This is a genomic window from Parabacteroides sp., from assembly GCF_977054455.1.
The window spans coordinates 112,424-139,313 of record NZ_CDRTCT010000002.1 but is presented as its reverse complement, the minus strand read 5'-3'; the positions used below and the strand labels follow the sequence as shown (position 1 = coordinate 139,313).

17 protein-coding genes and 1 tRNA gene are annotated in these 26,890 nt (G+C 48.2%); 15 read left to right on the top strand and 3 right to left on the bottom strand.

Annotation, left to right across the window (positions count from 1 at the left end):
- Positions 1 to 199: 199 nt before the first annotated feature.
- The 10 genes from ACW6QF_RS01515 (at position 200) to ACW6QF_RS01470 (ending at position 12,617) form a co-directional block, all read left to right on the top strand.
- Positions 200 to 955, top strand: coding sequence for a BFO_2992 family lipoprotein (locus tag ACW6QF_RS01515; protein WP_298551097.1), 756 nt, complete (start codon positions 200 to 202; stop codon positions 953 to 955).
- 31 nt (positions 956 to 986) lie between these two features.
- Complete coding sequence (locus tag ACW6QF_RS01510) at positions 987 to 1,553, top strand: YIP1 family protein (protein ID WP_456086555.1); 567 nt, start codon at positions 987 to 989, stop codon at positions 1,551 to 1,553.
- Positions 1,554 to 1,565: 12 nt separating this feature from the next.
- The gene (gene smpB, locus ACW6QF_RS01505; protein WP_005641532.1) at positions 1,566 to 2,027 is read left to right on the top strand and encodes an SsrA-binding protein; all 462 of its coding nucleotides are present in this window, start codon (positions 1,566 to 1,568) and stop codon (positions 2,025 to 2,027) included.
- A gap of 9 nt (positions 2,028 to 2,036) precedes the next feature.
- Positions 2,037 to 5,732 carry a methionine synthase gene (gene metH / locus ACW6QF_RS01500; RefSeq protein ID WP_456086554.1) on the top strand — a complete coding sequence of 1,232 codons (3,696 nt, stop codon included), beginning with the start codon at positions 2,037 to 2,039 and terminating at the stop codon, positions 5,730 to 5,732.
- A gap of 53 nt (positions 5,733 to 5,785) precedes the next feature.
- Entirely contained in the window at positions 5,786 to 6,766 is a 981-nt protein-coding gene (locus tag ACW6QF_RS01495) for a DUF3810 domain-containing protein (RefSeq protein ID WP_456086599.1), read from the top strand.
- Between the two features lie 85 nt (positions 6,767 to 6,851).
- Entirely contained in the window at positions 6,852 to 10,277 is a 3,426-nt protein-coding gene (gene ileS / locus ACW6QF_RS01490; RefSeq protein WP_456086553.1) for an isoleucine--tRNA ligase, read from the top strand.
- A 140-nt stretch (positions 10,278 to 10,417) separates the two neighbouring features.
- Positions 10,418 to 10,798, top strand: a complete 381-nt coding sequence (locus tag ACW6QF_RS01485) for a TraR/DksA family transcriptional regulator (RefSeq protein WP_005641525.1) — start codon at positions 10,418 to 10,420, stop codon at positions 10,796 to 10,798.
- Positions 10,799 to 11,413 carry a lipoprotein signal peptidase gene (locus ACW6QF_RS01480; RefSeq protein ID WP_456086552.1) on the top strand — a complete coding sequence of 205 codons (615 nt, stop codon included), beginning with the start codon at positions 10,799 to 10,801 and terminating at the stop codon, positions 11,411 to 11,413.
- An 8-nt stretch (positions 11,414 to 11,421) separates the two neighbouring features.
- Positions 11,422 to 12,225: a DUF4296 domain-containing protein gene (locus ACW6QF_RS01475; RefSeq protein WP_298551111.1), complete on the top strand. Its 804-nt coding sequence runs from the start codon at positions 11,422 to 11,424 to the stop codon at positions 12,223 to 12,225.
- Positions 12,226 to 12,233: 8 nt separating this feature from the next.
- A complete protein-coding gene (locus tag ACW6QF_RS01470) occupies positions 12,234 to 12,617 on the top strand; it encodes a hypothetical protein (protein ID WP_456086551.1) in 384 nt (127 codons plus the stop codon).
- Here the strand turns inward: ACW6QF_RS01470 and ACW6QF_RS01465 are convergent.
- Positions 12,537 to 13,307, bottom strand: coding sequence for a TrmH family RNA methyltransferase (locus ACW6QF_RS01465; RefSeq protein ID WP_456086550.1), 771 nt, complete (start codon positions 13,305 to 13,307; stop codon positions 12,537 to 12,539). The two genes, ACW6QF_RS01470 and ACW6QF_RS01465, sit on opposite strands and share 81 nt — an antisense overlap.
- Before the next feature lie 127 nt (positions 13,308 to 13,434).
- Between ACW6QF_RS01465 and tamL the strand changes: the two genes are divergently transcribed.
- The 4 genes from tamL (at position 13,435) to ACW6QF_RS01445 (ending at position 19,179) form a co-directional block, all read left to right on the top strand.
- Complete coding sequence (tamL, locus tag ACW6QF_RS01460) at positions 13,435 to 15,783, top strand: translocation and assembly module lipoprotein TamL (protein WP_456086549.1); 2,349 nt, start codon at positions 13,435 to 13,437, stop codon at positions 15,781 to 15,783.
- Between the two features lie 374 nt (positions 15,784 to 16,157).
- Entirely contained in the window at positions 16,158 to 16,775 is a 618-nt protein-coding gene (locus ACW6QF_RS01455) for an HU family DNA-binding protein (protein ID WP_298551118.1), read from the top strand.
- On the top strand, positions 16,772 to 18,829 hold the full coding sequence (locus tag ACW6QF_RS01450) for a VapE domain-containing protein (RefSeq protein WP_456086548.1): 2,058 nt from the start codon (positions 16,772 to 16,774) through the stop codon (positions 18,827 to 18,829). The genes ACW6QF_RS01455 and ACW6QF_RS01450 overlap by 4 nt, the downstream gene beginning before the upstream one ends.
- 276 nt (positions 18,830 to 19,105) lie before the next feature.
- Positions 19,106 to 19,179 (top strand) — tRNA-Arg (locus ACW6QF_RS01445).
- Between the two features lie 215 nt (positions 19,180 to 19,394).
- Here ACW6QF_RS01445 and ACW6QF_RS01440 read toward each other — a convergent pair.
- Positions 19,395 to 20,858 (bottom strand): SusD/RagB family nutrient-binding outer membrane lipoprotein, encoded by a 1,464-nt coding sequence (locus ACW6QF_RS01440; protein ID WP_456086547.1) that lies wholly within the window; start codon positions 20,856 to 20,858, stop codon positions 19,395 to 19,397.
- 21 nt (positions 20,859 to 20,879) lie between these two features.
- A complete protein-coding gene (locus tag ACW6QF_RS01435) occupies positions 20,880 to 24,113 on the bottom strand; it encodes a SusC/RagA family TonB-linked outer membrane protein (RefSeq protein WP_298551124.1) in 3,234 nt (1,077 codons plus the stop codon).
- Between the two features lie 883 nt (positions 24,114 to 24,996).
- Between ACW6QF_RS01435 and speA the strand changes: the two genes are divergently transcribed.
- Entirely contained in the window at positions 24,997 to 26,889 is a 1,893-nt protein-coding gene (speA, locus tag ACW6QF_RS01430; RefSeq protein ID WP_298551126.1) for a biosynthetic arginine decarboxylase, read from the top strand.
- The last annotated feature ends 1 nt before the right edge of the window (position 26,890 follow it).

The following is a 26,890-nucleotide window of genomic DNA, read 5'->3' as shown; positions in this document are numbered from 1 at the left end:
AAATAAGTGAGAATAGATAGGCATCGGATGGAAAACGGACAAGCACCGGATTTCTATCCGATGCTTGTTTGTTTTTTAGCCAATGCCTTTCAGTTGTAATTAATCTTCAGGCTTTTGCCGTATAAACCTTTTTTCGTACCTTTGTGCGTTTCCTCCATTAAGAGAGGAGGATAAATACGACTTCAAATTTGTTATGGAAATGAGAAAAACAGTATTATATGGCGTTTGGACCTTTTGTTTGGTTGTGTTGAGTTCTTGTTTGGGAGATCCGGCCACCCAGTTGACGATGGCAAATCAGGCTGGGGTCGTGGTGACCGGATACGGACCGGGTAAAGCTATTTATACCAAGGGAGACGTTGTGGTTTCTTCGGAAGATTTCCAGAATGCCAATGTGGAAAACGGAGAATGTATTTTGTTTGATTATTCCATCGATTATGGGACTGCAAACAATATGGGGACAGGAACGGATACCAGTTATATCGAGGCGGTTATCTATGAGAATACGATCTCGGAGGTCAATCGTTGGAACTTCTATAATACATTGACCGATACTTCCAGCGTTGCAAAGGACGAACTGTTGCTTTCTTCCCTCCAGGCGCGTTCCGCTTATATCAGAGGCAATTTGTTCCTGTTCACGGAGATAAGCAATCACCCGGCAAACCAAGTGGACAGTTTCTCTTTGTCCTATAATTCGGATAAATTGTTGGGAGACGATAATATTTATAGCCTCTACCTCCGCACGATCAGAATCAAGGCGGACACGACAAGAGGCGAGGCGATGATTATTCCTTGTGCGTTCAATATCGAAGATCTGGTGAAAAAGGCGGAAAAGAATCATTCGGATGAACTGAAGTTCCGGATTAACTATGCATATTCGTTCGGGAAGGATTCTGCATCGATAAACTGGAAAAGTTCCGACGTGTTTACAATAGACTTGACAGGAAAAGGCAAATAAAATGATAAATAGCAAACGAGCGTATTGAAAAATGTATAAAGAGATATTTAAATTGGTTGTAGCCATCATCTCCCAGCCGGGAAAGGCGTGGGATATTCTGACGAGAAAAGAAGAAAAGGACGATGAGTTTTTATCCCGGTTTGTGTATCCCCTCATCGGATTCGTTACGGTTGCTGCTTTTTTAGGCGTGCTGTTCACTCGGAAGGAGTTTGATGTCGAACTGGCGTTGAAGTCGTCTATCCGGACATTAGTCGCTGCGTTCGGCGGCTTTTATCTGGCTTCCTATTTGCTGAATGAGATTTGGCAGGGATGGTTCAAACGGGAGAAGGATATGAAACTGTGTCAACGCTTTGTCGGCTATTCGTCTTCGTTGATGTTTGCATTGAACATCGTGTTGATGTTGCTTCCGGAGTTTTTCTTTTTGCGTATATTCGTGTTATATACATTTTATATCGTATGGGAAGGGGCCGGCCCTTATATGCAGGTGGAGGAGAAGATCCGGCTGAAATTTGTCGGGACCGCGACCGATCTGATTTTGCTGACGCCCTGGTTGATCGAGGTCATTCTTTCCATGCTGATGCCCGGTTTACGTTTTTGATAGGAGAATAAGATGAAAGAGAAGATTAGTAATAACATACAGATAAAGAACAAGCGGGCGACTTTCGATTATGAGTTGCTCGACACGTTTACGGCAGGGATCGTGCTGACCGGTACGGAGATCAAATCGATCCGTCTGGGAAAGGCGAGTCTGGTCGATACGTTTTGTATTGTGGAGAAGGGTGAATTGTGGGTGAAGAATATGTATGTGGCAGAATATTTCTACGGGACATACAATAACCATACGGCTCGCCGTGACCGCAAGCTGTTGCTGACTAAAAAGGAATTGCGGAAGATTGAAAGCGCTGCCCGCAATAATGGCTTTACAATTATTCCGACACGTCTTTTTATTAATGATAAAGGACTGGCCAAAGTCGTTGTGGCTATCGCCAAAGGTAAGAAGGAATATGACAAACGCGACTCTATCAAGGAACGGGACGACCGCCGGGAGATGGATCGTGCATTTAAACGGTAACGAACCTTTATGGATAAAGAAATATTTTTGAATCTCCTGAAAGAACGCATTTTGATTCTGGACGGAGGAATGGGTACGATGGTCCAAGGCTTTAAACTGACCGAGAAGGACTATCGCGGAGAACAGTTTGCCGATTGGACGAGCGACCTGAAAGGAAATAACGACCTGTTGTGCATCACCCGGCCGGATGTGATCAAATCGATCCACCGTCAGTATCTGGATGCCGGTGCCGATATTTTTGCTACCAACACTTTCAATGCCAACGCCATCTCGATGGAAGATTACGGCATGCAGGGACAGGTACGGAATATCAACCTGGCTGCCGGAAAGTTGGCGCGCGAGGTGGCCGACGGTTTCATGACGGAACATCCGGATCGCACGATTTTTGTTGCCGGTTCCATCGGCCCGACCAATAAGACGGCCTCGATGAGTCCCGACGTGGGCGATCCGGCTTACCGGGCTGTCACCTATATGGATTTGTATGACGCCTATAAGGAACAGGTGGACGCTTTGGTAGACGGGGGCGTGGATATCGTCTTGTTTGAAACGACTTTCGACACGCTGAATGTGAAAGCCGGACTGGAAGCCGCCGAGACCGTGCTGAAGGAAAAAGGCAAGGATTTGCCGATTATGCTTTCTCTGACGTTGTCTGCCCAGGGGGGACGTACCTTTTCCGGACAGACGTTGCTTGCGTTTTTGGCTTCCGTCGGGCATACCAATATAGTCAGTGTCGGCCTGAACTGCTCTTTCGGTGCTGCCGATATGAAACCTTACCTGGCTGAACTGGCTAAACATGCTCCTTATTATATAAGTGCTTATCCGAATGCCGGCCTGCCGAACAGTTTCGGCTCCTATGACGAGACGCCGGAAAAGATGGCTGTCCATGTAAAACCCTTTATCGACGAAGGGCTGGTGAATATCTTGGGTGGCTGTTGCGGTACGACGCCGGCCCATATCGCCAAATATCCCGAATTGGTGAAAGGGGCCAAGCCGCATGTACCGGCTCCGAGGCCCGATTGTCTTTGGTTGTCCGGTCTGGAGCTGCTGGAAGTAAAGCCGGAAAATAATTTCGTGAATGTCGGTGAACGATGCAATGTGGCCGGTTCACGCAAGTTTTTGCGCCTGATCAAGGAAGAAAATTATGAAGAGGCTTTGACAATTGCCCGCAAGCAGGTGGAAGACGGTGCGCAGGTGATCGATATCAATATGGACGACGGAATGTTGGATGCCGTGAAGGAGATGACGACTTTCCTGAACCTGATCGCTTCCGAGCCCGATATTTCCCGTGTTCCCGTGATGATCGACTCTTCCAAATGGGAGGTGATCGAAAAAGGCTTGATGTGCGTGCAGGGTAAAAGCATCGTGAATTCGATTTCTTTGAAAGAAGGCGAAGAGGTATTCCTGCAACATGCCGCCCGCATCAAACAGCTGGGGGCGGCTACGGTCGTAATGGCTTTTGATGAAAAAGGACAGGCCGACACGTTCGAACGGAAGATCGAGGTTTGCGGACGCGCTTACCGTCTCCTTCGGGAGAAAGTCGATTTCGATCCGAACGGAATTATTTTCGATCCGAATGTGCTGGCTATCGCTACCGGTATGGAAGAACATAACGGGTACGGACTTGACTTTATCCGTGCCGTGGAATGGATCAAGAAGAACCTGCCGGGGGCGAAGGTGAGCGGCGGTGTCAGCAATCTTTCCTTCTCTTTCCGTGGAAATAATTATGTGCGGGAGGCCATGCATTCCGTATTCCTGTATCATGCGATTAACAAAGGCATGGACATGGGGATCGTGAACCCGTCGTCGTCCGTACTCTATGAAGATATCGAACCTGCTTTCCGTACGTTGTTGGAAGACGTCATTCTGGCGCGCCGTCCGGAAGCTGCTGAAGAGCTGATCACATATGCCCAGAACCTGCATGTGAAAGTGCAGGAGGGTGGAGAGGAAAAGCAGGAGGTCTGGCGTGAATATCCGTTGAAGGAGCGTTTGGAATATGCTCTGATAAAAGGGGTCGGCGATCATTTGGAAGAAGATTTGCAGGAAGCCTTGAAGGAATACCCGCGTGCGGTGGATATTATCGACGGACCGTTGATGGGGGGGATGAATAAGGTCGGCGAATTGTTCGGCGCCGGAAAAATGTTCCTGCCACAGGTTGTCAAGACTGCTCGTACGATGAAAAAGGCCGTTGCCATCCTGCAACCGGCAATCGAGGCGGAAAAGGTTTCATCTGATTCTGCTAAGGCGGGGAAAGTCCTGTTTGCGACCGTGAAAGGCGATGTGCATGACATCGGAAAGAATATTGTTTCGATTGTCCTGGCTTGCAACAATTATGAGGTGGTCGATTTGGGGGTGATGGTTCCGGCGGACGTGATCGTAAAAAAAGCAATCGAAGAAAAGCCCGACCTGGTCTGTCTTTCCGGTCTGATCACGCCTTCGCTCGAAGAGATGGTACATGTGACGGACGAGATGCAGAAAGCCGGCCTGAGCATTCCCATAATGGTGGGCGGCGCCACGACTTCGAAGTTACATACGGCCATTAAGATCGCTCCGCATTATGACTATCCGGTCATTCATGTGCTGGACGCCTCGCAAAACCCGTTGATTGCGGCCAAACTGTTGAACCCGGATACGCGCGATGCTTATGTGGCCCAGCTGAACAGTGAGTATGAAGCTCTGCGTGTCTCTGTGAATAAGAAAAAAGAGATACTGGTCCCGTTGGCGGAAGCCCGGACGAATCGTCCGGTGATCGACTGGGCTTCTTATAATCCGGTCGTTCCGGCCCGGAGCGGGGTACAGGTGATTCCTTCTATTCCTTTGGAGGAAATAATCCCATATATCCATTGGACCTTCTTCTTTAGCGCTTGGAAACTGAACGGGCGTTTTTCGGAAATTACGCAAGTCCACAGTTGCGATGCTTGTCGTGCCGCCTGGCTGGCCGAATTTCCGGAAGCGGACCGTGCAAAGGCGTCGGAGGCTATGCAGTTATATAAGGATGCCGTTAAGTTGCTGGATCGTCTGGTCGAGATGAAAGCCGAGTATTGCAAGGCGGTTTATGGCTTCTTCCCGGCGAATGGTGACGGAGATAATATCCGGATAGGAGAAGTCTTGCTTCCTGTTTTGCGCCAACAGGCGAAGAAAGAGGAAGGCATCTATAAGTCGCTGGCCGATTATGTGATGCCGCTATCGGAAGGACGTACGGATTATGTCGGCGCTTTCGTGGTGACGGCCGGTGCCGGCGCCGAATCTCTGAAAGAACGGTTCGAGCAGGAGGGAGATACCTATAATTCCATGTTGTTGCAAACCCTGACCGATCGTCTGGCCGAGGCTACGGCCGAATATCTCCATGAAAAGGTCCGTAAGGAATATTGGGGATATGCTCCGGATGAATCGCTTTCCATCTCCGACCTGTATAAAGTGAAATATCAGGGAATACGTCCGGCTATCGGTTATCCTTCATTGCCGGACCAGCTTTTGAACTATACGTTGGATAAATTGTTGGATATGTCACAGATCGGCGTCCGGTTGACGGAAAACGGCGCTATGTATCCGACGGCGACGGTGAGCGGTATTTATATCGCTCACCCTGAATCCCAATACTTCATGATCGGTAATATCGACGTGGAGCAGATGAAGGACTACGCCCGTCGCCGGAATCTGTCGGAAGCGGAAGTGAAGAAGTTATTGAATAAAAACATTTCAAATTGAAATATATACGCTGGATAGTCTTGTCTCTCCTTCTGGCCGGTATCTGGTGCGCCATGCGTTCGCCGGATATGGGAGAGGCGTATGCCCGGAATGTATATCCCTATATATCGGGTGCTTTGTCCTGTTTTTCTTCTCTATTTTCTTTTTCGATAGGTGATTGCCTGATATACGGTAGTATGGCCGGTTTGCTTGCTTATCTGGTTTATGCCATTGTGAAGAAACGTTCCTGGCGGGCGACAGCCGGACGGATGATCGAATATTTGTTGTGGATATATGTCTGGTTTTATCTGGCTTGGGGATTGAATTATTTCAGGAAAGACTTTTTTACACGGACGGAAATCCCGTATGCGGCTTATTCAGCCGATGCTTTCCGTTCGTTCTTATCCACTTATACAGATTCGTTGAATGCGTCCTTTGTGCCTGTCGAAAAAATAGATAAGGCCCTCGTCGCAGAGGAAGTGAAAAAGGGATATCATGAAATTGCCGGGCGTTTCTCTTTAGTCAGTCCTGCCGGGTATTTGCATCCGAAGCCGATGTTAATGCCCTTTTTGATGAGTGGAGTGGGGGTATTGGGGTATATGGGACCGTTTTTTACCGAATATAATCTGAACCCTGATCTGCTCCCGGTCCAGTATCCGTTTACTTATGCACATGAAATGGCGCATGTATTGGGAGTTTCCAGCGAGGCGGAAGCGAATTTGTATGGTTTTCTCGTCTGTTCCCGTTCCGGAGTGCCGGAAATCCGGTTTTCGGCTTATTTGGCTTTGTTGCCTTATGTGTTGAGCAATGCCTACGGCTTATTGTCGGAAGAGGAGTTTAATGAATGGAAAGAGACGATCTCCCCCGAAGTAAAAGATCTTTACAACCGGAAAGTCGCTTACTGGGAGAATTTGTACAGCCCGTTTATAGGCGAGATCCAGAGTACCGTTTACAACTGGTTCCTGAAAGGAAACAACATCCCCTCCGGCCGGAAGAATTATTCGGAAGTGGTGGCATTATTGATGGCGCTGGGAAATACGTCCGGAGAGATTTGATACCTTGTGGTTCCCATATTGCCTAATTCGAATTAAATCACTACCTTTGCGGCAATTTTTGAGAAGATAGATAAATATAACGCATATGAGTAAGAAATTTGCCGAATACTCGAAATTTGACTTGTCGAACGTCAATAAAGAGGTGCTGAAGAAATGGCAGGATGGCGACATCTTCCATAAGAGTCTTGAAATCCGCGAAGGACATCCCTCGTTTGTCTTTTATGAAGGTCCTCCTTCTGCAAACGGTATGCCCGGTATTCACCATGTGATTGCCCGTTCGATTAAGGATATTTTCTGCCGTTATAAGACCATGAAAGGATATCTTGTCAACCGTAAGGCGGGATGGGATACACACGGACTTCCGGTAGAGCTGGGAGTTGAAAAAACATTGGGTATCACCAAGGAAGATATCGGCAAAAAGATCTCTGTGGCCGAATATAATGCCGCCTGCCGTCGCGACGTGATGAAGTTCACGAAGGAATGGACGGATCTGACACAGAAGATGGGATATTGGGTCGACCTTGAAAACCCGTATATCACTTACGACAACCGTTATATCGAAACATTGTGGTACCTGCTGAAGGAACTGTATAAGAAAGGATTGCTTTACAAAGGGTACACGATCCAGCCGTATTCGCCGGCTGCCGGAACCGGTCTTAGCTCGCATGAGCTGAACCAGCCGGGCTGCTATCGTGACGTGAAGGATACGACTTGTACGGCCCAGTTCCGCATTCTCGATCCGAAACCGGAGATGGCGGAGTTCGGCGAACCGTTCTTCCTGGCATGGACGACTACTCCGTGGACATTGCCTTCCAACACGGCTCTTTGCGTAGGCCCGAATTTTACTTATGTGGCTGTCCAGACTTATAATCCGTACACGGGCATGCCGATGACGGCTGTTTTGGCTAAGGACTTGTTGAATGTGTATTTCAATCCGAAAGCAGCTGATATGGCTCTGGCCGATTATAAACCGGGCGACAAACTGGTGCCGTTCAAAGTGGTCGGCGAATGGAAAGGTCCGGAACTGGCCGGCATGCGCTACGAGCAACTGATCCCGTGGGTCAATCCGGGCGAAGGCGCTTTCCGGGTAATCACCGGCGACTATGTGACGGTTGAAGATGGTACGGGTATCGTACATATCGCTCCGACTTTCGGTGCGGATGACGACCGTGTGGCAAAAGCAAGCGGCGTACCTCCTTTGATGATGATCGACAAAGACGGGAACCGCCGTCCGATGGTCGATATGACAGGTAAGTTCTATCTGTTGGAAGACCTCGATCCCGAATATGTACAGGAGCACATGAATGCGGCCGACTACGACCCGTGGCAGGGTAAGTTCGTGAAGAACGCTTATGATGCGACCAAAGGCGAAAAAGACGAAACGCTGGATATCGAAATCTGCATGATGCTGAAAGCGCAGAACCGTGTGTTCCGCATCGAGAAGCATGTGCACAACTATCCGCATTGTTGGCGTACGGACAAGCCTGTGTTGTACTATCCGCTGGATAGCTGGTTTATCCGCACGACCGCTTGCCGCGAACGGATGATCGAACTGAACAATACGATCAATTGGAAACCGCAGAGCACCGGCACGGGACGTTTCGGCAAATGGTTGGAAAACCTTCAGGACTGGAACCTGAGCCGTAGTCGCTACTGGGGAACGCCGTTGCCTATTTGGCGTACCGAAGACGGGACGGAAGAAATCTGCATCGGTTCGGTTGAAGAACTGTACAATGAAATTGAGAAATCCGTAAAAGCCGGGCTGATGGAGTCCAACCCCTACAAGGAATTGAAATTCCAACCGGGCGAATATACGAAGGAAAACTACGAAAAGATCGACCTGCACCGTCCGTATGTGGATGATGTGATCCTGGTTTCCGAAAGCGGTAAGCCGATGAAGCGCGAGACCGACCTGATCGACGTATGGTTCGATTCCGGCGCGATGCCTTATGCTCAGATTCATTATCCGTTCGAGAACAAGGAAATCTTCGACGACCGCAAGGTTTATCCGGCCGATTTCATCGCCGAAGGCGTCGACCAGACACGCGGATGGTTCTTCACATTACATGCGATCGCTACGATGGTATTCGATAGCGTGTCGTATAAAGCCGTCGTTTCGAACGGCTTGGTGCTGGACAAGAATGGCAACAAGATGTCCAAACGCCTGGGCAACGCCGTCGATCCGTTCGCCACGATCGAACAGTACGGTTCCGATCCTTTGCGCTGGTACATGATTACGAATGCCTCTCCGTGGGATAACATCAAGTTTGATATCGACGGTATCGAAGAAGTTCGCCGCAAGTTCTTCGGTACATTATATAATACATATTCGTTCTTCGCCTTGTATGCGAATGTGGACGGTTTCGATTATTCCGAACCGGATGTGGATTGGAAAGAACGTCCCGAAATCGACCGTTGGATTCTGTCGTTGCTGAATTCGTTGGTAAAGGATGTGGATGGATTCCTGGATACATACGAACCGACCCGTGCCGGACGTGCGATCTCCGATTTCGTAAACGATAACCTGAGTAACTGGTATGTGCGCCTGAACCGCCGCCGTTTCTGGGGTGGAGGCATGACGACCGACAAGTTGTCCGCTTACCAGACTTTGTACACCTGTCTGGAAACGGTCGCCAAGTTGATGGCTCCGATCGCGCCGTTCTATGCAGACCGGTTGTTCTGTGACCTGATCGCCGCTACCGGACGCGAAAAGGTTGAATCTGTCCACCTGTCCGAATTCCCGGTTTGCAATGAGGCAATGATCGACAAGGACCTGGAAGAACGTATGCAGATGGCTCAGGATGTGTCTTCTATGGTGCTGGCTTTGCGCCGTAAGGTGAACATCAAGGTGCGTCAGCCGCTTCAAACCATCATGGTCCCGGTTGTGGATGCCCACCAGCAGGAAAGCATCGAAGCCGTGAAAGCACTGATCTTGAACGAGGTCAATGTGAAGGAACTGAAGTTTGTCGATAATGCCGCCGGTATTTTAGTGAAGAAGATCAAGCCGGACTTCAAGAAGCTGGGCCCGCGTTACGGCAAGATCATGAAGGCATTGGCCGCCGCTATCCAGGCGATGAGCCAGGACGAAATCAATGCGTTCGAGAAAGCCGGAACGTTCACGCTGACCGTTGAAGGACAGGAGGCGATGATCGAACGTGCAGACGTCGAAATCATCTCCGAAGACATACCGGGCTGGTTGGTTGCGAACGAAGGCCGCTTGACGGTGGCGCTGGATATCACCGTGACGGAAAACCTCCGCAAGGAAGGGCTGGCGCGTGAGTTGGTAAACCGTATCCAGAACCTGCGTAAGAGCAGTGGTTATGACATCACCGACAAAATATCCGTCACTGTCCTTTCGAACGATGGGATGGACGAGGCGATCAAGGACTTCAATTCCTATATCGCAAACCAGGTGTTGGCTGTATCAGTGGAAATTACGGATGTGATCAGCGACGCGACCGAGATGGATTTCGAAGACTTCAAGCTTTCGGTCCGGATCGAAAAAGCATAAATATTCAATGAATAATGAATAATTAATAATGAACAATGGAAGAATTGCTTATATTTGTGGGCAAGAGAAAAGGAAATCTTTCTCATTGTTGAATTATTCATTATTCATTCTTGATTGTTAATTATTAATTTAAATGAACCATGGCAGAAAAGACAAGATATTCGGATGCCGAACTCGAGGAGTTCCGCGCCATAATATTGGAAAAGCTGGAAAAGGCGAAAAAAGATTATGACCTGTTGAGATCCGGTGTCACCAATTCTGACGGCAATGATGTCGCCGATACGTCTCCTACGTTTAAAGTATTGGAGGAAGGTGCTGCGACTTTATCGAAGGAAGAGGCCGGTCGTTTGGCACAACGCCAGATGAAGTTTATCCAGAACTTGCAGGCGGCATTGATCCGGATTGAGAATAAGACATACGGTATTTGCCGCGAGACCGGTAAATTGATCCCGAAAGAAAGATTACGTGCAGTACCTCACGCTACGTTGAGTATCGAAGCTAAACAGGGAGGTGCCAAGTAAATGAGATATTCCAAAGGTTGGGGAGCAGCGTTGATTGTGATGCTGCTCCTTATTCTTGACCAGGCTCTTAAAATATGGATTAAGACTCACATGCAATTGCATGAGAGCATTGAAATCACCCCGTGGTTTTATCTGTACTTCACCGAGAATCCGGGAATGGCTTTCGGGATAGAAGTGATCGGCAAACTTTTTTTGTCGGTATTCCGCATCGTGGCCGTCGGTTTTATCGGTTATTACCTCTATAAGCTGGTGAAACAGAATTACACCTTTGGCTTTATCGCTTGTATCTCGTTGATCTTTGCGGGGGCTATCGGGAATATCATCGACTCCATATTCTATGGGGTAGTGTTCGATCATAGCTTCGGGCAGGTCGCCTCGTTTATGCCGGAGGGGGGCGGTTATGCCGGTTGGTTGCACGGGAAAGTGGTGGATATGTTCTATTTCCCTTTGATACAGACGGTGTTGCCCGGATGGATTCCGGTGTGGGGAGGAGAGGAGTTCATCTTTTTCCGTCCGATCTTTAACTTGGCCGATTCGGCGATTTGCGTAGGCGTCTTTTTGTTGTTGCTGTTCTATCGTCATACATTGTCGACAAGTCTCTCAAAAGAAAAATAAAAGAATTGATGCGGAACAGGCTGCATAGATATAGTGTCGTTTTGTTGCTGGCAACCTGGCTGGTTGCCTGTAGCAAAGTACCGGATGATATTCTTTCGGAAAAGAAGATGCAGGCCGTACAGGTGGATATGCAATTGGCGGAAGCCATGATCAGCCTGGACGCCAAGGAGTTTTCCGATGATGCCCGCAAAGAGGCCTTATACCGGTCCATCTTCCGCAAATATGATATCACGCAGGCCGAGTACGATAGTTCGCTCGTTTGGTATGGACGGCATCTGGATATTTATATGAAGGTGTATGACCGCGTGCTGGCCGATTTGAATAAACGGCAACAAGCGTTGGGCGATGTGCAGGCTTCGGCGGCCCCTGTTTCCAAACAGGATTCGGTGGATATCTGGCCTCGCCGTACCTCTTTGAGATTGGAACCCGATGCTTTGTTTAACGGTGTGACGTTCGACATCAAGCCGGAAACGAACTATTCGTCCGGCAGTTCGTTTGTCTTGGGCATGAATGTCTGGGGCATCAACAAGAATATGACGTATCAACCGGAAATACGCATGAGCGCCGACCAGGGCGATACAATCGTGACCGTCAATGACAAGGTGCTTCGCGATGGCTATCACGAAACCGTTTTGAAGACGGTTCCTACCAAGCAGGTCAAACGCGTGTACGGGTATATCTTTATGAACAATGCCGACTCCTCTTACTACAAGGTCTATCTGGATAGCCTGAGCCTCATGAAATATAATTACGGCCGCCTGACCGATATGGCAAAAGATTCGTCTGCCGTGCGGAAACAGGAGGTGAAATAGAGAGCAATATGCGCAGAGTCGCTTCCCATTACGTGTATTGGAACGGACTTTTCCGAATGCATTACGTCGAGTTGGACGACGAGGGATGTTTGGCCGGTGTCTATCCGCTGGACAGCGAGATTGCAGGGACCGAGTTCTATGACGGCATCCTTTTTCCGGTGGTGGAAGTCGGGAAAGAGTTGCATGCCGGAGAAACTAAAGTTACATGCCTACGGGCCAAAAGTCTCATGCTGATGGAACCCGGTTTCGATGCCTGTCGGGAGTTAGGGCTTCCGCAAGCGGCCGCGATCGGCGAAGCGGCTTGTTTGTTGTTATTGGCCGGCATTCCCCTGACGACGGCGGAATTCGGCGCAGATGACGGCCGTAGCGATGGCTACATTCAAAGACTCTGATGTCTCTCTTTCGGGTGGAAAGCTAGGAATGTAGAGTTTCCGGTCGATCAGCTCTCCTATTTGCGGGCGTATTCCGTTCCCCTCGTTCCCCATCACGATGATTCCGTTTGCCGACAATTCCTTCGTGTACATGTTTTCTCCGTCGAGGAATGTGCCGAACAACGGAACCTGCTTCACCGCCTGTTTTTTCAGGTAGTCTTCCAGTTCCGTATAATGGACTTTAACGTGTGCCAGTGCGCCCATTGTGGCCTGTACGGTTTTCGGGCTGAAGACATCCGCGGTGTCGGGGCTGCAAACGATATGTTCGATGCCGAACCAGTCGGCAAGCCGTATGATGGTTCCGAGATTCCCCGGATCTTGTATGCCGTCCAAAGCTAAAACGAGCGATGAGGAAGGATCGGCTTCGTCGAGCGACCAGTCCGGACGTTTGAACACGGCGAGTACATCCTGCGGGTTTTTCAGGAAACTGGCTTTGCGGATGTCTTCGTCTTCCGCTTCCAACAATTCTTTCGCCGGAATGTTTCCCTGCATCGCCATCCAGGAGGGTTTGGCGAGAATCAGTTCGCATTCGAAAGCAAACATCATGTCGGCCACCAGTTTGTTCCCTTCGGCAACGAATGCATTCAGTTCGTTCCGGTGTTTCTTCATTTCTAACGAATGGATGTATTTGACTTTCCCCTTGCTTAGCATCTTTCCTCTTTTTATGCGGCAAAGGTAATAGGTTTTTATGATTTATGATTTATGTGCCATTGATAAATGATAAATGATAAAACATAAACCACATTTTATTTTTACATTTGCGTGCGTAAAAGCTTGAATGATGAAGGGAATCCGGACACTATATTTCATTTTTTTCCTATTGCTGTTCTTCTCCTGTAGCTCGACGAAATATGTGGGCGAGGGAGAATACCTGCTGGACAAAGTGGAGATCGTGTCGGATGGCAAGACGTATAAAACCGGCGATTTGAAGCCTTATTTGCGCCAGCAGCCCAACTTTAAGGCATTCGGGTTGATGAAATGGCAGTTGTTCGTGTACGACTGGTCGGGCCGGAACGAGAAGAAATGGATCAATAAACAGCTTCGCCGGATGGGGGAGGCGCCCGTTATCCTGGATACGGCGCTGGTAACGCAATCGGTCGACGAGTTGAAACGTTTCTTCATCAATAAAGGATATATGAATGCCGAAGTCTCGGCTTCTATCGATACTTCGCGAAGCAAAAAGGCGGTTGTGACCTATAAGATCGTCCCTAACATCCCTTACCGCATCCATGACTATTCGGTGGATTTGAACGATCCGAAGATCGACAGCATCGCCAAACTCAAACCGCCCCACCGTTCCGTCCTGGCTTCGGCTTTCCGTACTTATTCCGACGATTATACTTCCCTGATAAAAGACAGCGCCCTGTTTGACCGCGATGTACTGGACAAGGAGCGGCAACGCCTCACGACTTTGCTCCGGCGGCGGGGGTATTATGCCTTCAACCGGGATTACCTGTCTTATATTGCCGATAGCTCATTGAACCGCAATATCGTGGATCTGGACATGTTGCTGAAACCCTACCGTTTGCAGAAGCCCGACGGGACGGTGGTCGACACGTTGCATCGCCGGTATTACATTAAAGACGTTTCGATCGTGACCGATTACGATCCGTTGACGTTGGAGGAAAACAACGCGTTGCCTTACGATACGGTCCGGACTGGCGGTATCGATATCCTGTACGGCAAGAACGGCAGAAGCATCCGTCCCGGAGTTTTGCGCAAGAGCAATTATATCATGCCGGGACGCCTGTATAACGAGCGGACGGTGGAGCAGACCTATTCTTCGTTTGCCACGTTGCGTGCTTTGCGCAATGTGAATATCCGCTTTTCGGAGGTCGAAGAGAACGACACGATGAAGCTCAATTGTACGATCCTGACTTCTCCCGCCAAGTTGCAAGGTTTCGGGGTCGATCTGGAAGGGACGAACTCGGCAGGGGATTTTGGCTTTGCTTCGAGTTTGAACTATCAGCACCGGAACTTGTTCAAGGGCTCGGAGGTTTTCTCGGCCAAAATCCGTGGTGCTTATGAGGCGTTGTCAGGCAGCCAGTCGGAAGGAAACAACTTTTGGGAGTTCGGTGCGGAGGCGTCTGTCTTGTTCCCCCGTTTCCTGTTCCCCTTCCTGCATGAGAATTTCCGTCGTAAGATTCGTGCAACGACCGAACTGAAGGTGAGCTATAGCGTACAGACACGTCCGGAGTTCAAAAGAGCCATCGTCTCTGCCGGATGGAATTATATCTGGCAGGAGCGGAGCAATATGCAGGCACGCCATGTGTTCAAGTTGTTGGATATCGACTATGTGCACTTGCCGAAGGTCGATTCTACCTTTAAAAAGGATTTGCCTGAATCCACGTTGCTCTATAATTTTACCGACCAGTTTATTGTCGGTACGGGTTATACCTACTCTTTTAACAACTACGATCCTCAGAATCGTCTGAGAAATACCCATTCCATCCGTTTCTCGTTCGAGATGGCCGGAAACTTGCTATATGCTCTTTCCAACCTAACGGGAGCGGATAAGGATAATGGAGGACGATATGAATTGTTCGGAATTAATTATGCCCAGTTTGTGAAAGGCGATGTGGATTTCAGCAAAAGTATCGTGCTGGACAGCCGTAACAAGCTGGCTTTCCATGCCGGGGTCGGGGTCGGTTACCCGTATGGCAACTCGAAGATGTTGCCGTTCGAGCGCAGCTATTTCTCAGGAGGCGCCAATAGTCTCCGCGGCTGGTCTGTCCGCTCGCTCGGTCCGGGTAGCATGCCGATCGATTCGGTCAAGTCCTTTGCCCAGCAGATCGGTGATATCCGTCTGGATTTGAATTTGGAATACCGCACGAAACTATTCTGGAAATTCGAGATGGCCGCCTTTATCGATGCCGGTAATATCTGGACTTTCCATAAGGATAAGAGCCGTCCGAACGGCAACTTCGATTTTTCCCGCTTCTACAAGGAGATTGCCGTCTCTTACGGATTAGGCCTCCGCCTCGATTTCGATTTCTTCCTGATCCGCTTCGATACCGGCATGAAAGCCTATAACCCTCAGGAAAGCGGCAAAAGGAAATGGGCCATCCTGCATCCGAACTTTGGCCGCAATTTCGCTTGGCATTTTGCGGTGGGTTATCCGTTCTGATACTCGAAAACATTCACATCTTCCACGTATATACAAGCAATTGTTAATCATGTCGATATGCGCTATTTTAACCGCTATGCGAACCTTCACGTCCTTCACTGCTTTCACATTCCCGGAAACTTCTGTTGTTTATTGCATTTCTCTTGAAAATCTAAGGATTTGTCCGATATATTTTATATCTTTACACACGTATGAGTCGCCTTGTCTCCCATGTCGCAAAGCTTGACGAACTATGTCGCTCTCTTTCTCCATATATATCGCAAGGCTTTTCCATATAGGTCGCAAATCGAATGAGATGTGGCGTTGATCTTAAATCAATATAAATACACTCTTAATGTCTAAGGATAGAGGGAGTAAACAAATAACAACAAAGAATGGCTGCAAAGTATCAGTTTTTCAAAAATCCCCCTTCCTCTCTGGTCGAAACAGGCGCGAAACCTGTTTTACATGTGCGGATCGTGGACCGGGATGTGCTGTCCTTTAAGGATTTATGCCGGCGGATTGCCGAACGAAGCACCTTTAATGCCGGCGAAGTGGAAGGTATCATGTCCCTGTTCAAAGAAGAGATGGTCGGCGCTCTCTCCGATGGAGACCGTGTCGAGCTGGAAGACATCGGAATATTCGAGGCGACGGCCTCTTGTCCGCCTGTTTCCGATGCAAAGGATATACGGGCGGAAAGTATTCGTTTTTCGCGTGTGGTATTCAGGGCTGCCAAATCGTTGAGGCGTAGAATGGACCTGATGAAGTTCGAACGGGCTTCCCGCTTCCGGAAGCAGGACGCGTTTCCGGAGGAAGAGCGGCTGGCGCGTATCTTGCGGTATCTCCGGCGAAACGGCGAAATCAGAAGCTCTACCTGCATGGGACTGAATGCTTGCTCCCGCTATCAGGCGCAGGCGGATTTGAACCGCTTGAAAGCCGGAGGGAATATCCTGCGGTTGGGGGGACCGAAAGTGGCGGTTTATGTATTGGCGAATAAGGAGGAGGTCGGATGAAAGTTACGTGGGTAAAAGGAAATGGCGGCAGCCATAAGTTGATGGAGCTCCAGGCTGTAGTAGAAATGTTGAAAGACGGGAAAAGGGAAAACGCCGTGTTGTCCTTGCGGCAGTCGATTCCGTATTGCTCGCCTGGTAGCCGTCCGGTTGAAGCGGGGAAAATCCCGTCTGTAATTTTCTCTTCCGGTTATAAGGATCGTCTTTGGCGTCATTACAACGGGCTGGTGCTGGTTGTGATAGACCGTTTGGCAAGTGTGGAGGAGGCCGGGCGGATACGGGATCGCCTGGTTTTGTATAACCAACCGCTATTGGCTTTTGTCGGGGCCGGCGGACAGAGCGTGAAAGTGGTTGTGAGGTACACGTTGCCGGACGGGCGCCTGCCGGAGACGGAGGAAAAGGCGGCTTGCTTTCATGCCCACGCTTATCGGCGTGCGGTGCTGCATTTCGAGACGCAGTTGCAGCGTGCCGTCACACATCGGGAACCTCTGCTTGACGGGGGATGCCGCCTCTCTTTCGATCCGGGATGTTTCTACAATCCCGAAGCGCAGCCCGTACGGATGGAACAACCCGCAGGGATGCCGGAGGAACCGGGATACACAGAGCTGGTCGAGCGTTCGGACGATCCGCTCGACCGTGTCCTGCCGGGATTCGAACGGCATAAAAAGATTGAGATGATGTTTGAGAACTGTCTGGCGCAAGTGATTCGCGAGAAAGGGGCCGGTTGGCAGGAGGAGGAGCCGAAAGGGTTTCTGGTTGCTGTGGCGGAATTGTGTTTCGCTTCCGGAATCCCGGAAGAAGATGTGGTGAAATGGGTCTATTTCCATACTTATTATAGGAGCGATGAACGGCTGGTACGGCTGACCGTGCATAATGTGTATGACAGCCGGAAGGTGTTCGGGCGGAAACCTTGCGTCCCGCCCTCCATGAATTTGCTGGTCAGGATGGAGGAGTTCCTGAAACGCCGGTATGAGTTCCGTAAGAATGAGATACGCGACGAGGTGGAATATCGTGAACGGCAATCGTTTTGTTTCCATTTTCGTCCGGTTACGCCCGAGGTGCTGAATGGGATTTGTCTGAATGCGATGGAAGAAGGGCTGGAAATATGGGATAAGGATGTGCGCCGGTATCTCTATTCCCCGCGGGTTCCGGCCTATAATCCGCTGGAATCGTTTTTAGGCCAGTTGCCGGAATGGGACGGTAAAGACCGGATACGTCCGCTTGCCGACACGGTTCCGACGGGTGACCGGCTGTGGCGTGACCGGTTTTACATCTGGTTCCTCAGCATGGTGGCGCATTGGTATAAGCGCGACCGGCTGTATGCGAATAGTTTGGTCCCGGTATTGGTCGGCGGGCAAGGAATATCGAAATCGGTTTTCTTCCGTCTGTTGCTGCCTCCGTCTTTGCAGGAATATCATGCGGAAAGTATCAATCTGGAGAACAAGGCGGAAGCGGAGTTGCTGATGGCGCGTAACCTGTTGATCACGATTGATGAGTTCGATCGGTTAGGCCGTAAGTATCAGGCCGATTTGAAACATCTTATCCAGAAACCCGACTTGAAAGTACGTGCTCCGCATCAAAAGACGTTCCGGCAGATGAGGCGGCTCGCTTCGTTCTCGGCAACGGCTAATCCGATGGACTTGCTGACAGACCCGACCGGGAGCAGGCGATATCTTTGTGTGAAGGTGAACGGTGCGATCGACATCTCGACTCCTCCCGATTATGGGCAGCTGTATGCTCAGGCGCTTGCCGCTATCCGTAACGGGGAACGTTATTGGCTGGACAAGGAGGAGGAGCTGGCAATGGAGCAGGCGAATATGGATTTTCAGCAGCTCCCTCTTGAAATACAATATCTCTACAGCTATTTCCGTGTTCCGGGGAGTGATGAGGATTTTGAATTGTATACGGCTGTCGAGTTGCTGGATTATATATCCGTAACTTCCGGACGAAAATTCAGCAATCGCTCCTCATTGGCCTTCGCCCGTACCTTGAACGCTTCCGGCCTGCGATGTGTGCACACCAGACGCGGAAATTGTTACCGGCTGATCAAAATATGATGGTTCGATAATGCAATGGATAGAAGATGGAATCGCAGTGTGGTGTGAAGGTTGTGGATGATGTGAAGGAAAGGATGTTGTGAAAAAGAAGCTCTAACCTGTTATTATCCAGTGGCGTATTGCTTTGTGAATGTTGTGAGTGATCGTTATGTCCAAATTGACGAGGCGGAAGTGCTTCTGATAGGAATACCGGTTTATATCCTCTAAAGTGAAAAAATGGCATAAAGCCTTTGTGTATTTAAATAATAATACTACCTTTGCACCGCAAATAAGGATGGTTCCGTAGCTCAGCTGGATAGAGCAACGCCCTTCTAAGGCGTGGGTCGAGCGTTCGAATCGCTCCGGAATCACATGGTTTGAAAGCAATACCCGGTAAATTAAGTATTTGCCGGGTATTGTGTTTTTATATAGATCGTTCTACCGGACATCCGCACCGCGGCAGGCAACACTTTTTGGGGAGGAACTTTATAAAAAAACACCAGGGTCCGTATCACTACAGACCCTGGTCAAAAATGTTTATAAAAAGTGTGTCAAGTCTTGGTCTGGTATATTAGTTATTAAGCTATCAATCATTAGGAGCGACATCCCACCATACACGTGTGTCGTCTGTATCCGGACCCTGTAGGGCGATGGCTGCGTCATAGTTGTCCTTATTCGAGTTGAAATCCGGTGTGTCGTAGACTTTACGATAAGGAATGTGTGGAGCGGTAGATCCCGGACCCGGTTTCAGCTTCGGAACATTCAGACGACGCCAGTCCGACCAAGCTTCAAAGCCGTCTTGCATGAAGTTGGCCAACCAACGTTGCATGGCTATTTTTTCAATCTTTTCGGTAGCAGAACCCGTAAAAGCGATCTGGGGTTGTGCAAGATATTCATCGATTTTGTCAGTCAGGCCATACTGGTCGAATGATGCGGTAACCCCGCTTTTGTACAACTTTTCGGCATCGGCTGAAATCCATCCTCTTAAGGCTGCTTCTGCTTGGATCAACAGGATGTGGGAGGGAGAAATGACTACCATAGGTGAATTTTGCTTATAATAACGTTCATCGAAAATGGCCGTTACATTCGTGTAGTCGGGTAACTCGCTGATGGTGATACCGAACGGCATCCCGTCATATTTGCCTTCACTGTTAGGATCGGCATAAGCTTCGAGACGCGGGTCATTATAAGCGATCAGCTGATCTAATAATGTTTTGGATGGAGCGAAGTCTTCCCGGCCTTGTACGACGATGTTGTTGTATAAGGGATTTTCATTGGCCGATTCTGCCAGATATTTGTATTCCAACCGTTCTGCATTGTCGGTCATACCACCATCGGCATAAGCCCGGCTGAAACGTTCTTTGCCGGTATCGGGAGCGACATCGGACAACTTGATCGCCATCATCATACGAATGGAAGCATTCAGCTTTTTCCAATAGCCGATGTTCCCGTTATAGAGTATGTCGTAATCCTTGCTTAATGTGCCGCTTTCATTAAATTGTGAATAGGCTTCTGTCAACTCTTTATCCAGATCCGTGTAAATGAATTCTTGTGTGTCATATTTAGGAGTGAAATTGCCGTCGTCTCCTTTCAGGGCTTCCGAGTAGGGGAGCATACCTAAGGCGTCTGTCAGGTGCATATAAATGAATGCACGTAATGTCCGGCAGGCTGCTATCTGGTTTTCCGTGCTTCCGAAGGCTACGACGTATGATTCGTTACGGGTCGCTTCATCCGTATTCAACTTGATGATTGTTTCCAGATTTCGTAACGGTTCCGTATAGAAGGTCCCGATACCGTAGTTGGATTGTAAGAAAGTCGAATGCTGGATTGTCTTACGTTCCGACAAGTATTGGGGATACAACTGGTTCCAGGGATTGTAGGTACCGGTCAATGTGAAATTCGGAATCGTTTTGCAAGCATATGCAAACATAAAACTTGCATTGGGCTGGGACGGGTTGTTGGGGTCGATATTGGTGTCACCGAAATCCCCGCAACCGGATAATGTTATTGCGCCGGTCAATGCGCATATCAATGATTTTATTTTGTTCATATATAATTCCTCCTTATAAATTTAGAAAGTGAGATTTACAGTAAAGCCAAACGAACGGGTCGCTGCTGCTTGGCCGTCTTCCAAGAAGCCCCAATAAGCATTACCTGCTTCCGACGGGTCGATATTAGGCACGCCCGAACAAATCAACCAGGGGTTCTGAGCTACGAATGCCACGCTTGCTTTTTTGACACCTGTACGTGTCTTTTTCAGGAAGGTGGACGGAACGTCATATGTCAACGACAATTCGCGCAACTTCAAGTAGCTTGCATCATATACATAGTCTTCGAACAATGTGGACTTCATGCTTTGGAAATAATATTGGGCATCGATATAAGTTGTTACCGGGCTATAAGAACCGTCGGCATTGGCTACGACACCATCCAAACGGACACCACCACCTTCTGATAACGGGTTACGGATGGGGTTGCCTTTGTCGTTCCGTCCGGTCGTAGATGACAAAATACCGGAACCTTCTCCGTTTTCGTTGGTGAAGGAAGCAATGTTACCACCGATCTGGAAGTCGAATGAAGCGCCTAAACGGAAGTTTTTGAAACGAACGGAGGTCGAGAATCCGCCGGTGAAGTCCGGCTGAACGTTACCTAATTCTTTTTCTGCATTTGATTCCATTCCGGGGATGTATTCGCCATATTTGGCAATCTGGCTCGGATTGGTCAGTTTGTGCAGGATCAAATTGCCGTTATCGTCTCTTTCCCAACCTGATCCACGGATGACACCGATCGGTTTGCCTACTTCTGCATATGTGTAGATATAGGTCATCAGTCCCATATAAGTGATCCGGTATGAATCCAAGCCGTCAGCCAACTCTTCCAGTGTGTTGTTGTTCTTTGAGATGTTGGCATTGATTTCCCAACCCCAGTCTTTTGTCTGTATAGGAGCGCCACCTAAGCTCAGTTCGAAACCTCGGTTGCGGATCAAGCCTGCATTCATTTTACGGCTGGTATAACCGCTGGCGGGAGTCGTGTTGACATTGATGATCTGATCTTTTGAATCACGATTGTAGAAGTTGAAGTCTCCCCAGATCCTGTTGTCCAGTAATCTGAATTCCGTACCGACTTCGTAGGATGTTGAAATAGTCGGTCTGATATACGGGTCTTTGAGATTCGCATCGTTCCACATATTGGACAATGAGCCGTATTTGATTAATGTGCCGGAACCGTTTTTCACCTTATAGGTCGGATATACGTTATAAGCGCTCATGGTAGAACCTACCTGTGCCATGGAAGCACGTATCTTCCAGAAATTAAGCCATGGTGCGGCATCTTTAAACCAGTTGCTGGCTATCGCTGCTACGGAAACGCCGCCGTACAGGTAACTGTTTTTGTCGGGATGCAATGTGGAAGTCCAGTCATTGCGCAGGGAGAAGTCGAAATAGTAAGTGTCGTCCCATCCGAGTGTTCCGGTACCGTATATGCTTTGTTCCTTCATCTCTGTTTTGGATGTGCTACCACCCGGAAGTCCTATCGAACCGGCTGTAGAGAAAAAGTCGTCTTGTGTCAGACCGTCACGTGTGAAAGCGGTAGTGACCTTATAGGTGTAGTTCCTGTTTTCAAGGAAGAGGGCTGCGTCTACGGACAGGCGGTCGTCGATAAAACGGTCGCTCCAAGTCAAACGTCCTTGTACCTGTAAATCGATCAAAGAGTTTTGTTCTTCTTCCAGACGAGGAACCTGGTCAAGAAAGTTGAAAGGCATTTCGAAATCCTTGAAATAGTTACGGATATTTCCGTTCATTCTGACTCCTGCTTTCAAATTCCACGGGAGATCGAGTTGTGCGTCAGCACTGAACACATTCCACTGATAAATTTCGGATTTGTTGATCTCGTTATATAGAGCAAACGGGTTGTCGTGGAAGTTGGCATCGGTGTTTGTCGGGCTTTTGATGTTCCAGGCATAAAACGTTCCGTCCGGTCGTTTGTAGTTCCGCAGATCGTTTATGTCGAGGTTGGTTTGTCCCCATTGCAGGTAAGAGTAGAGCACGTTGCCTTCTCCTCCGTAACCTTCCTTGGCTGCATTGTGGTTCTTGCGATATGTATATTTGTAATCTAAAGAAACCGTCAGACGGTCCACCGGTTTAAATTGCGTTTTTGCAGAAAGGAAACGACGAACGGCGTCACTGTTTGGGGCGATACCGTCACGAGCGGAGTTCGTAAAAGATATACGTGTCATATAGTCTTTGCCTGAGCGGGCGAATGAGAGGTTGGTTGTGTTGGTCAAACCTGTATCGAACAAGTCGTTCGGATCCATTTTGTACTCCCATTTTGCTGTTTGTCCGAACTTGGGGTGAGTGGGGTCCCATGCATACCAGGGAGCATATTCCCGGCCATCGAAAGCGGGGCCCCAACTTGCGTCCGAACCGTAATCGAAATATTTCACGCCGTTCAATTGTTGCAGATATTCCGGATGTTTGGCGGGGTCGTAATTGAATGTATACATTTCTCCTTTCGCTCCCAGGTTACCACCACCGTAATCTTTTTGAATGTCTGCGTGGATATAGGGCTTTTCCCAAGAGATCGTATGGCTCACATTAAATTCCATATTATCACCTTTTATCCCTTTTGTGGTGATGATGATGGCTCCGTTGCCACCACGGGCTCCATATAGCGCTGTTGCTGCCGGGCCTTTCAACACGTTGACTGACTCGACGTCATCCATATTGATTGCGTTGGCGTTTGAAATGACTCCGTCGACAACGTACAAAGGCTCTGATCCTGTTACATCTGTCAAGCCGGTTGTCCCACGCAATACGATTTTTCCGGCATCAAATGTCGCGCCGGAACCACCCATAAAACGGACTCCTGAAATCTTGCCGACCAAAGCATTATTTAAATCTGTCTGTCTAACGGCTTGGAGTTCTTCCGCTTTGACTTGTTGGGTCGCATACCCTAATGATTTCTCTTTACGGGTCAATCCTTGGGCTGTTACGACAACTTCATCCAGATTTTCCACGTCAGATTGTAAAACGACCGTGATAACGGGTTTCACTCCGACTTCCTGAGTTTTCATTCCTACAAATGAAATTTGAAGAACTTTGGCATTTGACGGGACTTCTAATGTGAATTTTCCGTCATAGTCCGTTACCGTACCGAGTGTAGTACCTTTAATTACGATGGAAGCTCCGATAATAGGTAATCCATCATCTCCTGAAGTAACCGTTCCCGTCACTTTTACGTTTTGGGCAACGATCAAGCTAATCCCTATTAGAGAAAATAGCAAGATAAATGTTAACTTTTTTACCATAATACACATTCTTATATTTAATGTTAAACAATTTTGTAATTGCGGTTGGTGTTCCTGCCGTACCATAGTCTCAGTAGGACTACATACAATATTTGGATATAACTGAAATTGGCAATCAAACACCTTAACAATGAAAATTAAGACTTCCCGCATTCCCCTCCGAAAAAGTCCCTCCGTTATGTCAAGCATAGCATAATGCAAAATTAATTAATTTATAAAAACAAAAAAGTTAATTGATGATTATTTTTTATTGTTTTATCCCCCAAAGAGGCAAGCACTTATTCCTCGAAGATATTAAACAGTTAATTATAAGCAACTTAATTAAAAAAACAGTTCTTTTAGTAATGCACAACATTTTTTTATTATACCGTAAACCTTTCCAATGACATAGTCTTTAACGATATTTCATACTACCACTTACAAATCACCTGTACAACTTGATTTACAAATGGGACAAGAATAAAAATACGATCTTGTTTTTCCCCTAAACACAAACAATATGAATCAATTAATTTATAGGAACTTACATTTTCCTTACAACACCTTAGTCCTACTGAGACTATGGTACCTAAGCCCGTTGTTCTTTATTGATAGTTTTTTGATTATAAGCGTGTAATGGCGTTGATTCATGGTCGGTGCTCTTTGGCTGGAATAGGAAAGTCCATAAAAGAAATTTAGGGAACTTAAGAAGTTTAATAATCGGTATCTTGTATCGCTTGAAATGTTTTTCTTGACCAAATCTGCCATAGTTATATATCTATTGCTTATATTTACAACCATTTTGATAGATAAGCTCGTCGATAGATTATTGACTTGTCACGTCTGCACAAGATCTGTTTATTTATTCCAAATACAAAAATGTATTTTTTGCACTGAAGAAGAAATGAGAAAATGGCGTATTGAAGACTCAGAAGAACTCTACAACATCACTGGTTGGGGTACTTCGTACTTTGGTATCAATGACAAAGGTCATGTAGTGGTAACTCCTCGTAAAGACGGCGTCGGTGTGGACCTGAGAGAGCTGGTCGACGAACTGCAATTACGGGATGTGGAGGCTCCTGTACTGATCCGTTTCCCGGATATTCTGGATAATCGTATTGAAAAGATAGCGAACTGCTTCAAGCAGGCTTCCGATGAATATGGTTATAAGGCGCAGAATTTCATTATCTATCCTATTAAAGTAAACCAGATGCGTCCGGTAGTGGAAGAGATTATCGGTCATGGCAAGAAGTTCAACTTAGGGTTGGAAGCCGGTTCCAAGCCGGAACTCCATGCGGTGATTGCGGTCAATACGGATTCGGATTCTTTGATTATCTGCAACGGTTACAAGGATGAAAGCTATATCGAACTGGCTTTGCTGGCACAGAAAATGGGCAAACGCATCTTTCTGGTTGTCGAGAAAATCAACGAACTGGCTTTGATCGCCAAGATGGCCAAGCAACTGAATGTCCGTCCGAATATCGGCATCCGTATCAAACTGGCTTCTTCCGGTAGTGGCAAATGGGAAGAGAGCGGGGGCGATGCCAGCAAGTTCGGGTTGACGTCCAGTGAATTGCTGGAAGCGCTTGATTTCCTGGTAAAGAAAGATATGGCAGATTGCCTGAAGCTGATCCATTTCCATATCGGTAGCCAGGTGACCAAGATACGCCGTATTAAAACGGCTTTGCGCGAAGCGTCGCAATTTTATGTGCAACTACATGCGATGGGCTTCAATATCGAGTTTGTGGATATTGGCGGCGGACTGGGAGTCGATTACGACGGTACCCGTTCTTCCAATAGCGAGAGCAGCGTCAATTATTCGATCCAGGAATATGTGAACGACTCTATATCCACAATGGTCGATGTCAGTGACAAGAACGGTATCCCGCATCCGAATATCATAACCGAGAGCGGACGCTCGTTGACTGCCCATCATTCCGTCTTGATATTTGAAGTGCTGGAAACAGCCACGCTCCCCGAAATGGATGAGGAGTTCGAAGTGAGTGAATCCGACCATGAGCTTGTGCAGGAACTGTATGAGATCTGGGATAAGCTGAATCAGAGCCGTATGTTGGAAGCCTGGCACGATGCGCAACAGATACGCGAGGAGGCGTTGGATTTGTTCAGTCATGGCATTGTCGATTTGAAGACCCGCGCCCAGATCGAGCGGTTGTATTGGTCTGTGACGCGCGAGATCAGCCAGATCGCTTCCGGTCTGAAACATGCTCCGGATGAGTTCCGTAAACTGGACAAGCTGTTGGCTGATAAGTATTTCTGCAATTTCTCTCTTTTCCAGTCTTTGCCGGACTCTTGGGCGATCGATCAGATTTTCCCGATCATGCCTATCCAACGGTTGGACGAGCGTCCTGACCGGACGGCGACTTTGCAGGATATAACCTGCGATTCGGATGGCAAGATCGCCAACTTTATTTCGACACGCAATGTTTCTCATGATCTGCCGGTACATTCGCTGAAAGGGAAAGAGGCTTATTATATCGGTGTCTTTCTGGTGGGAGCCTATCAGGAAATTCTGGGAGACATGCACAATCTCTTCGGCGATACGAATGCCGTGCATGTGACGGTGGATGAGAAGGACTACAACATCGAACAGGTCATCGACGGAGAAACGGTTGCCGAAGTGCTTGATTATGTCCAGTATAATCCTAAAAAACTGGTGAGGACGCTGGAAACTTGGGTGACTAAGTCCGTAAAGGAAGGCAAGATTTCGGTGGAAGAAGGCAAGGAGTTCCTTTCCAACTATCGTTCCGGCTTGTATGGATACACTTATTTAGAGTAAC

What these genes read in the sequence shown, in the direction of transcription:
- ACW6QF_RS01475 (WP_298551111.1), top strand. Translation starts at nt 11,422, where the DNA reads ATGCGGAACAGGCTGCATAGATATAGTGTCGTTTTGTTGCTGGCAACC.
- ACW6QF_RS01470 (WP_456086551.1), top strand. Translation starts at nt 12,234, where the DNA reads ATGCGCAGAGTCGCTTCCCATTACGTGTATTGGAACGGACTTTTCCGA.
- ACW6QF_RS01495 (WP_456086599.1), top strand. Translation starts at nt 5,786, where the DNA reads ATGCGTTCGCCGGATATGGGAGAGGCGTATGCCCGGAATGTATATCCC.
- ACW6QF_RS01465 (WP_456086550.1), bottom strand. Translation starts at nt 13,307, where the DNA reads ATGCTAAGCAAGGGGAAAGTCAAATACATCCATTCGTTAGAAATGAAG.
- ACW6QF_RS01440 (WP_456086547.1), bottom strand. Translation starts at nt 20,858, where the DNA reads ATGAACAAAATAAAATCATTGATATGCGCATTGACCGGCGCAATAACA.
- ACW6QF_RS01435 (WP_298551124.1), bottom strand. Translation starts at nt 24,113, where the DNA reads ATGGTAAAAAAGTTAACATTTATCTTGCTATTTTCTCTAATAGGGATT.
- smpB (WP_005641532.1), top strand. Translation starts at nt 1,566, where the DNA reads ATGAAAGAGAAGATTAGTAATAACATACAGATAAAGAACAAGCGGGCG.
- metH (WP_456086554.1), top strand. Translation starts at nt 2,037, where the DNA reads ATGGATAAAGAAATATTTTTGAATCTCCTGAAAGAACGCATTTTGATT.
- ACW6QF_RS01510 (WP_456086555.1), top strand. Translation starts at nt 987, where the DNA reads ATGTATAAAGAGATATTTAAATTGGTTGTAGCCATCATCTCCCAGCCG.
- ACW6QF_RS01515 (WP_298551097.1), top strand. Translation starts at nt 200, where the DNA reads ATGAGAAAAACAGTATTATATGGCGTTTGGACCTTTTGTTTGGTTGTG.
- ACW6QF_RS01480 (WP_456086552.1), top strand. Translation starts at nt 10,799, where the DNA reads ATGAGATATTCCAAAGGTTGGGGAGCAGCGTTGATTGTGATGCTGCTC.
- tamL (WP_456086549.1), top strand. Translation starts at nt 13,435, where the DNA reads ATGATGAAGGGAATCCGGACACTATATTTCATTTTTTTCCTATTGCTG.
- ACW6QF_RS01450 (WP_456086548.1), top strand. Translation starts at nt 16,772, where the DNA reads ATGAAAGTTACGTGGGTAAAAGGAAATGGCGGCAGCCATAAGTTGATG.
- ACW6QF_RS01455 (WP_298551118.1), top strand. Translation starts at nt 16,158, where the DNA reads ATGGCTGCAAAGTATCAGTTTTTCAAAAATCCCCCTTCCTCTCTGGTC.
- speA (WP_298551126.1), top strand. Translation starts at nt 24,997, where the DNA reads ATGAGAAAATGGCGTATTGAAGACTCAGAAGAACTCTACAACATCACT.
- ACW6QF_RS01485 (WP_005641525.1), top strand. Translation starts at nt 10,418, where the DNA reads ATGGCAGAAAAGACAAGATATTCGGATGCCGAACTCGAGGAGTTCCGC.
- ileS (WP_456086553.1), top strand. Translation starts at nt 6,852, where the DNA reads ATGAGTAAGAAATTTGCCGAATACTCGAAATTTGACTTGTCGAACGTC.